Below are 14,624 nucleotides of genomic sequence, written 5' to 3'. Positions count from 1 at the left end.
GGGACACCGGTGGACGAACCGATGCACGACGGCCGCACGCCTGCCCTGGAACCCCGCAAGGCGCGACGGATGTGCGGCAAACGCCGGCTGATCGAAGCCTGCCCTGCCGCCGTCCCGGCCAAACGCATGGCGACCGTCGAAAGCTTGCGTGCGTGGGCGCGCAACGCGTGACGCCGGAACGACGCTACCGCGCGTTCATCAGCTACAGCCACGCCGACGCGGAGGCCGCCCGCTGGCTCCAGCGCGCGCTCGAGCGCTATCGCCCGCCCGCGGCCCTGCGGGCCAGCCGGCCGGATCTGCCGGCACGCCTGTATCCCGTGTTCCGCGACCAGGACGAACTGGCCTCGGCCCACGACCTGTCGGACTCGATCCGCCAGGCCATGGACGATTCAGAAGCCCTGGTGGTGGTCTGCTCGCCGGCGGCGGCGGCCTCGCGCTGGGTCAACGACGAAATCCGCCACTTCCGCGCGTCGGGCCGCGGCCACCGGATCTTCTGTTACCTGGTCGCCGGACAGCCCGACAGGGACTCGGCCACGTGCGCATTCCCGGCGGCGCTCTTGCGCGACGAACACGGCAAGCTCCTGCACGACCCCCTGGCCGCCGATGCCACGCCCGCCGGCGACGGGCGACGCAATGCCATGCTCAAGATCGCCGCCGGCCTGCTCGAAGTTGGCGTCGACGAACTCAAGCGCCGCGATGCCCAGCGACAGGCGCGCACCTGGGCCGGCGTCGCCGTGGCGTCGCTGGCGATCGCGGCGATGACGGTGGGCCTTGCACTGTATGCCTTCAAGTCCAGGCAGGAGTCGGAAATGCGGCGGCAACAGGCCGAAGCGCTGATCGGCTTCATGCTCGGCGACCTGCGCAGCAAGCTCGAGCCGATCGGCAAGCTCGAGCTTCTCGATTCGGTTGGCGACGAGGTCATGGGCTATTTCGCGACGCTGGGCGAACGCGGCACAGCCGGCGAACTGCTGGCCCGCGCCGTCGCGCTGAAACAGATCGGGGACGTGCGCTTCAACCAGGGCAAGCTCGAAGCCGCACTGGCCTCGTTCGAGCAGGCGCTGGCGCAGGCCCGGCAACTGCACGACGCCGAGCCCGCCAACAACGACTACCTGTTCGAACTCGGGCAGGCCGAATTCTGGGTCGGCTACGTGGCCTGGGAGCGTGGCCAGCTCGACAAGGCCGATCTCGCGATGCACAACTACCTGCGCCACAGCCTGGCCCTGCAGCTGCGCGAACCCGACAATTCCGACTACCTCCTGGAAGTGTCCTACGCCTACTCCAACCTGGGCAGCCTCGCGCGCGCGCGCGGCGATGCCAAGACCGCCCTGGCCTACTTCGGGCTGTGTCGGGATATCACCGAACAGCAGCTGGCGCGCCAGCCCGGGGATCCGGACCTCACCATCGCGCTGGCGGAAACCTGGTCCTGGATCGGCTCCACGCGCTTCGACGACGGCGACCTTGCCGGCGGGGAGCGGGGCTTCGCCGAGGTGACGCGCCTGCTGCAGCCGCTGTACGAACGTGGGGACAACGTGCGCGCCACCTACTTGCTAGGCCGCAACCTCATCTTCCAGGCCAATGCCCAGCTTGATCTCGGCCACATCGAGGACGCCTCGGCCCTGGTCGACCGCGGCGCGGACATCTTCAGCCGCCTCACGGCCCGCGACCGGCAGAATGCCGCCTGGTTGCGAAGTGCCCACTGGGCCCGGCTGACCCGGCTCGGCCTTACCGCTCCGGCGCACTGGACGGCCGCGCAGGTGCGGGAGCTCGACGACGTGGTCACGGGCATGGAAAGCCTGACGGCCCATGACCCCAGCAACGCCGCCGCCGTGGTGGAGCTATCCCACGCGCTGCGCCTGAAGGCGCTACGGGCGCTGGCGACCGGCGACGTGGCAAGCGCCCGACAGGTAGCCGCCGACGCCCACCGGCGGATGGCCGACCTGGTCGCCGGCACCGACTATTCGGCCCAGCGCCTGGCGGAGCTGGCCCGGACCGCCGAGGTCCTGGGCACCACCCAGGCAGCCGGCGGCGACCACCGGGCCGCGATGGCGACCTGGACCGAGGCGGCCCGGCTGCTGGACGGACAGACGCAGCAGACCTTCGAGTTCCACCCCGTGCGTCGGCTGCTGGCCATCAATCTTGGCCAGTCCCGACGCCTTGTGACGTTGCAGCAGGTGCTGGACCAGGCCGGTTACCGCGACCCCCGAATGGACCCGGCCTACACCCTCACCGGCGCTTTCCGGCCGGAATAAGACACAACAAGAGGATCCGCCCATGCGCCGCTGTGAACTCGTGCCCTTGTTCCCGCTGCTCGCGATGCTTGCCCTGCCCGTCCTTGCCCAGGACCCGGCCGGGCCCGACTTCCAGGTCGAACTCGACCCCGCCACCTGCACCTTCAGCGGCGGCACCGACGGTGCCGGCAATGTCGACGTCGCGTCGAACACCGGCAACAAGAAGATCCAGGTCCGCCTGACCAACCATGATTACGGCATCGCCGACGTCACCTTCTCCGGCGACGGCCAGGACCAGATGTCCTACTCGGGCGGCGGACAGGCCCACGTGGTCAACATCGCCAACCGCAACACCGGGCCCGCCGACGTCAAGTACTCGGTCATCGTCGAGAACCGGGCCACCGGCGAAAGCCGCGACTGCGACCCGCGCATCATCAACCGCTGACCGACCGAACGCGCTCGCGCGGTTGGTCGCCGTGCACGTCGGCCACCGCCCGCCCGGAAGGGTCGGCGGCGGCCGCAAAGGCTGCGTCCCAGGCAATCGCCGCCGGCGAGGAACAGGCGATCGACTTGCCACCCGGCACCGTGCGCGCGCAGGCGTCGCCGGGGAAGGCGCGTTCGAACAGGTCGCGATACCAGTACGCCTCCTTGCTGGCCGGCGGGTTCACCGGGAAACGCAGCGGCGCCTCGGCCAGCATCGCGTCGCTGACGCGGGTTTGTGCCAGGGCCTTGAGGCCATCGATCCAGCCGTAGCCGACGCCGTCGCTGAACTGTTCCTTCTGGCGCCACAGGATGTCGTCGGGCAAGGCACCGTCGAAGGCTTCGCGCAGCAGCGCCTTCTCCATGCGCTGCGGCCCGCAGCGTTTGGCCTCGGCATCGAGCGACATCGCCAGGGCCAGGAACTCCAGGTCCAGGAACGGCACCCGCGCCTCCACGCCCCAGGCCATCATCGCCTTGTTCGCGGGCAGGCAGTCGAACTGGTGCAGGGCGTCGAGCTTGCGTACGCACTCGGCGTGGAACTCGCGCGCGTCCGGGGCCTTGTGGAAGTACAGGTAGCCGCCGAAGATTTCGTCGCTGCCCTCGCCGCTGAGCACCATCTTCACGCCCATGGCCTTGATGCGCCGCGCCAGCAGGTACATTGGCGTCGACGCCCGCACGGTGGTGACGTCGTAACTTTCGATGTGGCGGATCACGTCCGGCACCGCGTCCACGCCTTCCTCGAAGCGGTAGGTGAACCCATGGTGCACCGTGCCCAGCGCCGCCGCGGCGCGTTCGGCCGCGGCCAGGTCGGGTGAACCCGGCAGGCCGATGGCGAAACTGTGCAGGCGTGGGTACCAGGCTTCGCTGCGGTCGTCGTCCTCCACCCGCTGGCGCGCGAACTTCGCCGCGCAGGCCGCCACCAGCGAAGAATCCAGGCCGCCGCTCAAGAGCACGCCATAGGGCACGTCGGTCATCATCTGCCGGTGCACGGCCTGTTCGAAGGCCTCGCGCAGAGCGGCCGGCGTGGTGGTGACACCGCGGGTGGCGTCGTAATCACGCCAGGGCTGCGGATGGAAGCAGCGCAGTTCGCCGCTGCCGCTGTCGTAGACATGGCCCGGGGGAAACGCCGCGACATCCGCGCACAAGCGTGCCAGCGCCTTCATTTCCGAGGCCAGCCACAGGCGGCCGTCGCCGTCGTGGCCCCAGTACAGCGGGCAGACGCCCAGCGGATCGCGCGCCACCACCAGCCGCTCCGCCGCCGCGTCCCACAGCGCGAACGCGAAGATGCCGTTGAGCCGGGCCACCGCGTCGGGGCCTTCCTGCCGGTACAGCGCATTGATGACCTCGCAGTCCGAGCCGCTGGTGAACGCGTACGGCGCCACCAGGGCATCGGCCAGCTCGCGGTGGTTGTAGACCTCGCCGTTGACCGCGAGCGCCAGCTGGCCGTCGGCCGAGCGCAGCGGCTGGGCGCCGCCGGCGGGATCGACGATGGCCAGGCGCTCATGCACCAGCAGGCAGGCCGGCGATTCGAACACGCCCGACCAGTCGGGGCCGCGGTGCCGCTGCAGCGCCGACAGCGACAGGGCCAGCGGCCGCAGGCCGCGCAGGTCGGCACCGGTGCGGGCGTCGTGCACGCCGAGGATGGAACACATGGGCAGGTCTCCTGGATTTTCTTGCGCACAAAAGGAAACGGCCCGCACTGGGGTCAGTGCGGGCCGTCGGGACTGGGGCAGTTTTCTTGTGTAGCGCGCCTAGTCGTCGACCCGCGAACGGGGACGATTATTGTTATTGGCGTTGTTCACGACGATTGCGCGCATGGCCCGAGCATAGGCATGGGCCACGCGCCCGCGCAAGCACCCCGTGGCGGCCCGGGCGCGCTTCGGCCATCCTTGGCGCTTCGCCCCCCCTCCCGGAGCCGTAAGCATGCGCAAGACCCCCCGAGTGTTCGTCCGCCTGCTCGCGGTCGTGGTCATCCTGGCCGTGGTCGCGATCCTGGCCGGGCTCTGGGCCATGCGCGGCAGCCTGCCGAAGCTCGAGGGCGACCTGGCCCTGGCCGGCCTGTCGGCGCCGGTCACGGTCAGCCGCGACAGCCTGGGCGTCGTCACCATCGACGCCGCCAACGAGACGGATGCAGCCCGTGCGCTGGGCTTCGTCCATGCGCAGGAGCGTTTTTTCGAGATGGACCTGCTGCGGCGCTCGGCCGCCGGCGAACTGTCGGCGCTGTTCGGCGACGTCGCCATTGATCGCGACAAGCAGGTGCGCGTGCACCGCCTGCGGGCGCGCCTGCGCGAACACCTGGGCACAACCGCCGGCGACCGCCTGCCCGTGCTTGAAGCCTACCGCGACGGCGTCAATGCCGGCGTGCTGGCCCTGGACGGCACGCCCTGGGCCTACCTGTTGCTGCGGGCCGACCCACAGCCGTGGACGGTCGAGGACACGGCGCTTGCGGGCTACGCCATGTTCTTCGACCTGCAGGACGAATCGAACTCGCGCGAACTGGCACTTTGGCGGATTCGCGAAGTGCTTCCCGCTGCGCTCTACGACCTGGTCGCCACCGACGGCAGTGAGTGGGACGCGCCGCTGCTGGGCGAGCCGCGCGGCAACCCCGTCCTGCCGGGCGCCGATGAAGTGGACCTGCGCACGCTGCCCATGCCCGAGCAGGACGGCGAATACGCCGTTTCCGAACCGGCGGCCCCCGGCAGCAACAACTTCGCCGTGGCCGCCAGCCGCACCGCCGACGGACGCGCCATCGTGGCCAACGACATGCACCTGGGCCTGGGCGCGCCGAACATCTGGTTCCGCGCCCGCCTGCGTTACCCCGATGCCCGGGCTCCCGGCGGCCAGGTCGACATCAGCGGTTTCACCCTGCCCGGCATCCCGGCGGTGATCGTGGGCAGCAATGGCCACGTTGCCTGGGGTTTCACCAACAGCTATGGCGACTGGCTGGATTTCTACCGCGTCGAGTTCACCGACGCCGACAAACTTCGCTATCGCGTGCCGGGCGGCGAGGCGGTGGTGCGCACCGACAGCGAGTGGATCGAGGTAAAGGGTGGCAAGCCGGTCGAGCTGAAGGTCCGAGAGACCCGCTGGGGCCCGATCACGGTGGACCTGGACAACGGCGACGCGCTGGCCCTGCGCTGGACCGCGCAGTTGCCCGGTGCGCTGAACTTCGGCCTGGCCGACATGGCCTTCGCCGCCAACCTCGACCAGGGCCTGGCCGTCGCCGACGTCGCCGGCATCCCGGCCCAGAACCTGCTGATGGCCGATCGCGCCGGCCGCATCGCCTGGCGCCTGACCGCCCAGCTGCCCGAACGCGCCGGCGACTGCGCACCGAAACGGCCGCTGCAGGTCGAGCAGGCCTGCCGTTGGGCCGGCTGGCTGGCACCGACCGAAAATCCCAGCCTGGTGGATCCGGCGGACGGCATCCTGTGGACGGCGAACGCACGCGTGGTCGATGGCGAGGCGCTGGCCCTGGTCGGCGACGCCGGTTATGCCAACGGCGCCCGTGCCAGGCAGATCCGCGACACGCTGCGTGGATCGCCAAGGTTCACCGAGGCCGACCTGCTGGCCCTGCAGCTCGATGACCGCGCCCTGTTCCTCCAGCGCTGGCACGTATTGCTGCAGGCCGAAGCGAGCCGCGTCGGCGACGCCGACCTGCTGGCCCTGGCCGAAGCCAGCGCCGACTGGACCGGCCATGCCAGCGTGGATGCGGTGGACTACCGCATCGTGCGCGCCTGGCGCCTGGCGGTAATCGAACGCATCCAGAACGGCCTGCTGGCGCCGGCCCAGGCCGCGCTCGGCGAGGACTTCGTGATGCCCGACCTGCCCCAGGCCGAAGCCTTCGCCTGGCCGCTGGTCCGGCAGCGGCCGGCGCACCTGCTGCCGCGCAGGTTCGCCAGCTGGGATGCACTGCTGGCCGACGCCGCGCGCGACATCCGCGGCCAGCTCGAAGAGGCCGGCCCGCTGGCGCAGCGGCGCTGGGGCGAACGCAACACCGCGCGCATCTGCCATCCCCTGGCCGCTGGCCTGCCGGGCCCGCTGCGCGGCCTGCTGTGCATGCCGTCGGAGCCACTGCGCGGCGACGGCAACATGCCCCTGGTGCAGGCGCCGGGCTTCGGCGCCAGCGAACGCATGGTGGTGTCGCCTGGCCGCGAGCCCGAAGGTTTCGCGCACATGCCCGGTGGCCAGTCAGGACACCCGATGTCGCCGTTCTGGGGCGCGGGCCACGGCGCCTGGGTCCGCGGCGAGCCCACGCCCTTCCTGCCCGGCGAGGCCGCGCACGTGCTCAGGCTCACGCCATAAAATGTGAACCAGTTCACATTTCCGTCGCGAGAACCTGACAGCCGTCACTAAATGGTCCATAAACGGGGGCAATGGCCCGGCTCGCTCCGCCGGGACAGGGACGGAGAGATCGCCGTCAGGGGGAGCGATCTACCGCACCGATGGTTTTTCGGCGAGGTAGGTTAGATGGACATTTTGGTGAACGTTCTGGCGCATTGCCGCCAGCTCATGCTGCGGCGACAGGCCGCGGCCGTGCTCAAGGCCGTTCGCGCCTTCGACGCGACGCAGCGCAAGACCACGGCGGACCAGACCCTGGCGGAAATCCAGGCGGCTTCGGTCCTGCCCCACCCGCATTGGCACGGTGCCAGCGAATCGATGCTCTACCGACCCTGGAGCCCCGTAGCTTCGGTGACGGCCGGGCGGGTGCGCGACCGGTCCGTGCAGCTGCGCCAGCGTTCGGTGGCCCTGTGGCTTGCGGTGGTCTACCACGAGACCCGGCAGGCGCCGCATCCGGGACTGCAGGCCGTGCACCGGCAGGTGCTGGGCATCCTGCGCGAACTGCGCGAAGCGGCGCACGCGACGCCAGCGGCGGAACAGGCCTGGTTCAAGGCCGCGGCCTGAACCAACCTGATTGCCAGGGGAATACCGGGGAGGAAGTGCGGGGGGATCAGGCGAGCAGCAGGCGTTCGACGATGGCTCGGTACAGCGCGGGGAGGCGCTGGAGTTCTTCGATGACGACGTGTTCGTTGACCTTGTGGATGCTGGCGTTGATGGGCCCCAGCTCCACCACCTCGGCGCCGAGAGGCGCGATGAAGCGGGCGTCCGAGGTGCCGCCGCCGGTATTTTCTTCCGGAACCCGACCCAGCTGGTCCTTGATGACCGCGCGCGCGGCCGCGCGCAGCCGGCCTTCGCCGGTGAGGAAGGGTTCGCCGCTGCGATGCCAGTGCAGGTCGTAGTCCAGGCCATGGCGGTCGAGCACGGCGTGCACTTCCGTTTCCAGCCGTTCCGCCGTCCAGCCCGGGTTGAAGCGGAAGTTGAACTGCAGCTCGCAGTCGCCCGGGATGACGTTGTTGGCGCCCGTGCCTGACTGGATGTTCGAGATCTGGAAACTGGTGGGCGGGAACTCCGGGTAACCGGCATCCCAGGCCCGCGCGCTGAGTTCGGCCAGCGCCGGCAAGGCCTGGTGGATCGGGTTGCGGGCTTTTTCCGGATAGGCCACGTGGCCCTGGATGCCCTTCACCCGCAGCCGCCCCGACAGCGAGCCGCGGCGGCCGACGCGCAGCAGGTCGCCCAGCGCGGCTTTCGACGAGGGCTCGCCGGTGATGCAGAAATGGATCGGCCGGCCTTCTTGCTGGAAGCGCCGGGCGACCTGGCGCACGCCGTCGATGGCGTCGCCCTCCTCGTCCGAGGTCAGCAGGATGGCCAGCGTGCCCGGGTGGTCGGGATGCGCCGCGACGAACTGCTCGGCGGCGACCACGAACGCGGCGACGCTGCCCTTCATGTCGGCGGCGCCGCGGCCATAAAGCACGCCGTCGCGTTCGGTGGGCTCGAAGGGATCGCTGTCCCAGGCCTCGCGCGGGCCCGGCGGCACCACGTCGGTGTGGCCCAGCAGGCAGAACACGTCGCCGCCCTGGCCGTGCGTGGCCCAGAGGTTGCGCACGTCGCCGGCGTCGAGCCATTCAAGGGTGAAGCCAGCGCGCGCCAGGCGCTGCGCCACCAGGTCCTGGCAACCTGCGTCGTCCGGGGTCACCGAGCGCCGGGCGATCAGCTCGCGGGCCAGGGCCAGGACCTCGCTCACTTGCCCACTCCGAAGCGCTGCTTGAAGCCGTTGTCGCTGAAGCCGACACCGACCTGGCCGTCGTCGGTCACCACCACCGGGCGCTTCACCAGGGCCGGGTGCTCGCGCAGCAGCAGGGCCCACTCCGGGTCGGACGCCGGCGACTTGCGGCCTTCGGGCAGTTGCCGCCAGGTGGTCGAGGCCTTGTTCACGAGCTTCTCCCAACCGCCCAGCGACGCCGCCCAGGCCTTGAGCGTGGCCGGCGGCACGGGATTGGCGCGGTAATCGACGAATTCATGCGGCACCTCGAAACGCTTGAGCCAGTTGCGCGCCTTGCGGCAGGTGTCGCATTTTTCCAGTCCGTAGATCACCGTCATGCCGGCAGCTCCTCGTGCTTATTTCGCCTGCTGGCCACCGATATGGCGGGAAAGGAAACCCAGCAGCCGCCGGTAATACTCGGCCCGATGCTCCTCCTTGTAAAACCCATGGCCTTCGTTCTTGTAGACCAGGGTTTCCACCGGCACGCCGGCCTTGCGAAGCGCGCGTTCCATCAGCTCGGTGTGTTCGACCGGCGCCACGCGGTCTTCCCCACCCGCGGCCAGGAACACCGGCGCCTTGATGCCGGCGGCCAGCCGCGTCGGCGACACGGCGGACAGGCTGCCGGCCTCGCCGATCCACTGGCTGGTGAAGTTGGACATGAAACGGCTGTCGCGCTTGTCCTGGCGCACCATCAGGTCCAGGTCGTACACGCCGACATAACCGGCCGCGCAGGCGTACAGGCCAGGCTCGCGGGCAACGCCCATCATCGCGGCGTAGGCGCCGTAACTGCCGCCATAGATGCAGATGCGTTTCGGATCGGCGATGCCCTGGTCGATGGCCCACCGGGTGGCGTCGGTCACGTCGTCCTGCATGGCCTTGCCCCACTGCAGGGCACCTGCTTCCTGGAAGCCCCGGCCGTAGTTGCCCGAGCCCCGGAAGTTGACCTGCAGCACCGCATAACCGGCACGGGCGAGGACCTGCGCTTCGGTGTCGAAGCCAAGCTGGTCGAAGGCACCGTAGGGGCCACCGTGGACGTAGACGACGGTGGGCAGCTTCTTGCCCTCGGAACCCGGCGGAAGCGTGAGGAAACCATGCAGGTCGAGGCCGTCGCGCGCCTTCAGGGCGAAGGGCGTCACCCTGCCCATGGCCTCCGGGTCGATCCACTGGCGGCGGCTGAGCAGGTAGCCGGCCTTCCGGTTGGTGACATCGAACAGGTAGAAGTCGCCGGGATTGTTGCCGGCGGTGACCTGCACCAGGGCGAGCTTGCCGTCTCGGGTGGTGGACGTGACGTAGACCGCCTGGTCCGGGAACGCGGCCTGCAGCATCGTGTAGAGCTTTGCTTCCGGAGACGCCGGGTCGAAGAAACGCTGCTCGACCTTGTCGCCCAGGTACTGGGCACCGACCGGGATGCCGCGGTCGCCCAGGCTGTAGAGCACCACGTAGGGGTCCACCACCTCGTGCTGCAGCAGGGGCCGCCGTTCGCCGGTGCGGGTGTCGTAGGCCACGATCGCATCAGGCGCCTTCCGGCTGTCCGCGCGCAGGTAGGCGACCTGGTTGTCCGCCGAGAAGCCCACCGGGATATCCACCCGGCCGGTCTCCTTTTCGTTGTTGACCAGCGCCCACTCGTCGCCTTCGCCCTTGCGGTGGTAGAGCATGCTGGCGTTGCCCTCGCCGTAGCCGCGCACGAAGCGCACCTGGCGGGCGTGGTCGACCGTGAACCTGCCGCGCTGCACCGGCGAACGGGCCACCGGGCGACGCTTGCCGTTGCGCACGTCCATCACCTCGACCCGGGTATACGGGTCATCGTGGAACGGCCAGACCTCGATCAGCACGTCGTGCTCTTCGTCGGGCAGGGAATCGAGCAGGTAGGCCGCCACCGACTCCTGGGTACGGGTCTGGATGCGCGAGCCGGGGCCGGTACCCACTGCGCGGTAGCCCACCAGGAGTTCGATGTTCTTGCCGTCGGCATCGACGCCGAAGATCTCGCCGGTGGCGCTGGGCGTGTCGTCCATGCCGAAGTTCTCGGCCATCGACAGCACCAGGCGGGTGTCGTTGACCCACTCGAAGTCGTCGATGTGGGTGTCCTTGCCCAGGGCGAACTGCGCCGTCACCACCTTGTCGCCGCGACGGATCACCACCAGGCCGGTCCGGTCGCCCAGCGGCACCGTGGCGGCATAGTACTCACCGGTGGGCGAGAGCTTGATGCCGCTGAAACTGTCGAGTTTGGTGAAGCTGGCCAGGTCGACCTGGGCCAGGGCCGGGCCGGCCAGGAGCAGGCAGGCGGCCAGCAGCCAGGGGGCCAATCGGGAGTTCGGGCGCATCGCGAGGTTCCTGTGGGGGACGACCCTACTCTAGCGCCCCGCGCAGGAGTTCATTGACAGAAGTTTTCGCACGGGTTTTGGCGTCCACCTGCTTGACGATGACCGCGCAATACAGTGAGTACTTGCCGTCGGCCGACGGCAGCGAACCCGACACCACCACGCTGCCGGCGGGGATGCGGCCCTGGGTGATCTCGCCGGTGGCGCGGTTGTAGATGCGGGTGGACTGGCCCAGGAACACGCCCATGCCGATCACGCTGCCCTTCTCGACGATCACGCCCTCCACCACTTCGGCGCGGGCACCGATGAAGCAGCCGTCCTCGATGATGGTGGGGCTGGCCTGCAGCGGCTCGAGCACGCCGCCGATGCCGGCACCGCCGCTGATGTGGCAGTTCTTGCCGACCTGGGCGCAGCTGCCGACGGTGGCCCAGGTATCGACCATGGTCCCGGCGCCGACATGGGCGCCGATGTTGACGAAGCTGGGCATCAGCACCACGTCCTTGCCGATGTGCGCGCCCGACCGCACGATCGCGCCCGGCACCACGCGCGCGCCCAGCTTCTGGAAGTCGCCATCGTCGAAGTTGTCGAAGCGCAGCCGCACCTTGTCCCAGAAAGGCGCCGGGAAACCTTCCATCATCTGCATGTCGTTTATGCGGAAGTACAGCAGCACGGCTTTCTTGAGCCACTCGTTGACTTCCCAGTGCTTGCCGTTCGGCGCGGCCACGCGCGCCTTGCCCGACTCAAGCAGCTCGATCGCCTCTTCCACGGCCGGCCGCGTGGAGCCATCGATCTCCATCGCGGTCAGGGTGGCGCGGCGCTCGAAGGCGTCCTCGATGATCGCCTGCAGCTGTTCAGTGCTGGGCTTCTTTCTTGCCATGGTGCATGTCTCCGTCGACGCCGGCCACGATGGCCTCGCGCAGTTGATCCAAGAGGGCCTGGTCACCGATGGGCTGGTTGGCCTCGTCGGTCAGCAGGAAAAAGTCTTCCACCTTCTCGCCGAAGGTGGCGATGCGGGCGTCGTGCACGCGCAGGCGGAACTTGCGCAGCACCTGGGCGACGGATGCCAGCAGCCCGGGCTGGTCGGTGCAGACCAGGCTCATGCGGGTGCGGCGGCCGTCGGCCGATTCGTCGAAACCCACCTTCACCGGCACCCGGAAATGGCGCAGCTGGCGGGGCGCGGCGCGGCGCGGCGGCTTCACCTTCGCCGGATCCTTCAGGGCCAGCTTCAGCGCCGCCTCCACCGCGGGTGGTTCGGGCGCGCGGCCGTGCGGCGCGAACAGCTGGAAGTTGTCGAGCGCGAACCCGTCGATCGAGTTCAGCACGCGCGCCTCGAGCACGTTCAGGCCCAGGCGGTCGAAGGTGGCCACCAGGGCCGCGAACAGGCCGTCGCGGTCGGGCGTGCGCACGAACACCTCCAGGCCGCCGTCTTCCAGGTGCGGGCGCACCATCACCAGGGTGTCGGCGCCGGCCGAGGCGGCGATGCCGTGGGTCTGCCAGGCGATCTGTTCGGGGCGATAGCGCAGGAAACCCACGTCCGGGTAGGCCGCCCAGATGCGCTCGACTTCTTCGCGCGTCAGGCCTTCTCCCAGCAGGCGCACCAGCGCCGCGGCGCGGGTTTCGGCCATGATCTCGGTGGCGTGCACCGGGTTTTCCAGGCCGCGGCGCAGCGCGAAGCGGGTGGCCGCGTAGAGGTCGGCCAGCAGCCGGTCCTTCCACGCGTTCCAGAGCTTGGGGCTGGTGCCGGCGATGTCGGCGCAGGTCAGCAGGTAGAGGTAATCGAGGTGTTCGCGGTCGGCCACCTTGTTGGCGAAACGCGCCACCACCACCGGGTCGGAGATGTCCTGGCGCTGGGCGGTGGTGGACATCAGCAAATGCTGTTCGACCAGCCAGGCCAGCAGGTCGGCGTCGGACTGCGGCATCGCGTGGGCGGCGGCGAACTCGCGCGCGTCGGTGGCGCCGAGTTCGGAATGGTCGCCGCCGCGGCCCTTGGCGATGTCGTGGAACAGGCCGGCCAGCAGCAGCACGTGCGGCTTGCGCAGGCGCGGCCAGACTTCATGGGCGATGCCGAAACGTTCGTCGGCCTTGCGCGCGAACCCGTCCAGGTAGGCCAGCACCGTCAGCGTGTGCTGGTCGACGGTGTAGACATGGAACAGGTCGTACTGCATGCGCCCCGACACCTTGCCGAAGGCCGGCAGGTAACGCGCCAGCACGCCAAGGCGGGCCATGCGGGTCAGCGTGGACACCGCCTGCGGTGACTGCATCAGGTCCATGAACTGCCGGCGCAGCGCTTCGGGCTGGTCGGCGTAGGGGCCGATCGCGCCCAGCGACTCGCCCAGGGCGCGCGCGGTTTCCGAATGCAGGCCGCGGGCATCGGGCTGCTTGTCCCAGGCGACGAACAGCGCCAGCACCGGCGCGAAACCTTCGCCCAGGCTCCCCGGTTCGGTCATGGCCAGGTAACCATTGCGCAGCTGGTAGCCCTCGCCCAGCGGCACCGATTCTTCCTGCCCCGAAAGCTGCTCCTCGTAGCGCTGCAACACGCGGTCGTTGATGCGCATCACGGTGGCGGCGCTGCGGAAGAAGCCCTGCATCATCTGTTCGACCGCCAGGTTGTCGCGGCGCTCGTCCTTGAGGCCCAGCATCGCGGCCAGGTTCTTCTGGTAGTCGAAGCCCAGGCGTTCCTCGCGTCGGCCGGCCAGCAGGTGCAGGCCAAACCGCAGTCGCGCCAGCACCCGCCATTCGCGCTCGAGGCTGGCGCATTCGTCTTCGCCCAGCAGGCCCAGCGGCACCAGGGCACGCAGGCCGGGCACGCCGTAAAGACGCATGCCCATCCAGGTGATGGTCTGCAGGTCGCGCAGCCCGCCCGGGCCTTCCTTGATGCTGGGCTCGAGGTTGTGCGCGGTGTCGTTGAAGCGGGCGTGCCGGGCCCGCTGTTCTTCGCGCTTGGCGTAAAAATAATCGGAGGGAGGCCACAGCACCGCCGGCGACAGGGCCGCCGCCAGCGCCTTGGGGGCCGCCGGGTCGCCGGCCAGCGCACGGCACTCCATCAGGGCGGTCAGCACCGTGATGTCCTCGCGCGCGGCCTCCAGGCACTGCCCGACCGAACGCACCGCCTGGCTGGTGGCCAGGCCGGCGTCCCAGAGCAGGGAGAAGAAGCGGCCGATCGCCACCTGGTGGCGCTGCTGCAGGCCGGGCTCGGCCAGCACCAGCAGGTCGATGTCGGACTGCGGGTAGAGTTCGCCCCGGCCGTAACCGCCGGTGGCAAGCAGGTCCAGGCCGGGCATGTCGCCCAGGCAGCGCTGCCAGGCGGCCCGCACCACGGCATCGGCGGCATCGGCGCAGCGCGAGACCAGGCGGTCGATGGCCTCGCCGGCGTCGAAACGCTGGCGCAGCAGTTCGCGGCGGGCGGCCAGGGCGGCCTTGGCGGCGTCGCGCCAGGCGCCGTCGTCGCCGGCGGCGGCAAGGCTCGTCGCCAGGTCGGGGGCGGTGGTGTTCGGGGCGGCG

Annotated in this window: 11 protein-coding genes; 5 read left to right on the top strand and 6 right to left on the bottom strand. The window is 69.8% G+C overall.

The genetic code is table 11. The features are described 5' to 3' along the window. The first annotated feature begins 9 nt into the window (after positions 1-9). Genes ACYVJH_RS01315 through ACYVJH_RS01305 form a run of 3 tightly spaced genes read left to right on the top strand, consistent with a single transcriptional unit; the run spans position 10 to position 2,673 of the window. Complete coding sequence (locus ACYVJH_RS01315; RefSeq protein WP_460452863.1) at positions 10-171, top strand: hypothetical protein; 162 nt, start codon at positions 10-12, stop codon at positions 169-171. After that, the gene (locus tag ACYVJH_RS01310) at positions 153-2,249 is read left to right on the top strand and encodes a TIR domain-containing protein (protein ID WP_460452862.1); all 2,097 of its coding nucleotides are present in this window, start codon (positions 153-155) and stop codon (positions 2,247-2,249) included. The genes ACYVJH_RS01315 and ACYVJH_RS01310 overlap by 19 nt, the downstream gene beginning before the upstream one ends. Positions 2,250-2,271: 22 nt before the next feature. Next, on the top strand, positions 2,272-2,673 hold the full coding sequence (locus ACYVJH_RS01305) for a hypothetical protein (protein WP_460452861.1): 402 nt from the start codon (positions 2,272-2,274) through the stop codon (positions 2,671-2,673). Here ACYVJH_RS01305 and asnB read toward each other — a convergent pair. Next, on the bottom strand, positions 2,663-4,360 hold the full coding sequence (gene asnB, locus ACYVJH_RS01300) for an asparagine synthase B (protein ID WP_460452860.1): 1,698 nt from the start codon (positions 4,358-4,360) through the stop codon (positions 2,663-2,665). The genes ACYVJH_RS01305 and asnB overlap by 11 nt on opposite strands. A gap of 271 nt (positions 4,361-4,631) precedes the next feature. On the opposite strand from asnB, the gene ACYVJH_RS01295 reads away from it, so the two are divergent. After that, positions 4,632-7,010 (top strand): penicillin acylase family protein, encoded by a 2,379-nt coding sequence (locus ACYVJH_RS01295; protein ID WP_460452859.1) that lies wholly within the window; start codon positions 4,632-4,634, stop codon positions 7,008-7,010. Positions 7,011-7,187: 177 nt separating this feature from the next. Then, on the top strand, positions 7,188-7,610 hold the full coding sequence (locus ACYVJH_RS01290) for a hypothetical protein (RefSeq protein ID WP_460452858.1): 423 nt from the start codon (positions 7,188-7,190) through the stop codon (positions 7,608-7,610). Between the two features lie 46 nt (positions 7,611-7,656). On the opposite strand, the gene dapE is transcribed toward ACYVJH_RS01290, so the two are convergent. From dapE to glnD, 5 genes are read right to left on the bottom strand one after another with little or no spacing between them, the layout of a single operon-like run. Further along, positions 7,657-8,787 carry a succinyl-diaminopimelate desuccinylase gene (gene dapE / locus ACYVJH_RS01285; RefSeq protein ID WP_460452857.1) on the bottom strand — a complete coding sequence of 377 codons (1,131 nt, stop codon included), beginning with the start codon at positions 8,785-8,787 and terminating at the stop codon, positions 7,657-7,659. Beyond that, a complete protein-coding gene (locus ACYVJH_RS01280) occupies positions 8,784-9,143 on the bottom strand; it encodes a Spx/MgsR family RNA polymerase-binding regulatory protein (protein WP_460452856.1) in 360 nt (119 codons plus the stop codon). The genes dapE and ACYVJH_RS01280 overlap by 4 nt, the downstream gene beginning before the upstream one ends. A gap of 18 nt (positions 9,144-9,161) precedes the next feature. Next, positions 9,162-11,126 carry an alpha/beta hydrolase family protein gene (locus ACYVJH_RS01275; protein WP_460452855.1) on the bottom strand — a complete coding sequence of 655 codons (1,965 nt, stop codon included), beginning with the start codon at positions 11,124-11,126 and terminating at the stop codon, positions 9,162-9,164. A 25-nt stretch (positions 11,127-11,151) separates the two neighbouring features. Continuing rightward, entirely contained in the window at positions 11,152-12,048 is an 897-nt protein-coding gene (dapD, locus tag ACYVJH_RS01270; protein ID WP_460454245.1) for a 2,3,4,5-tetrahydropyridine-2,6-dicarboxylate N-succinyltransferase, read from the bottom strand. Continuing rightward, positions 11,975-14,596: a [protein-PII] uridylyltransferase gene (gene glnD, locus ACYVJH_RS01265; RefSeq protein WP_460454244.1), complete on the bottom strand. Its 2,622-nt coding sequence runs from the start codon at positions 14,594-14,596 to the stop codon at positions 11,975-11,977. Before glnD ends, dapD begins: the two co-directional genes overlap by 74 nt. Positions 14,597-14,624 lie beyond the last annotated feature (28 nt).

It is taken from the genome of Arenimonas aestuarii (assembly GCF_054781715.1).
The sequence above is the reverse complement of the archived record's forward strand: the minus strand, read 5'-3'. Positions and strand labels throughout refer to the sequence as shown.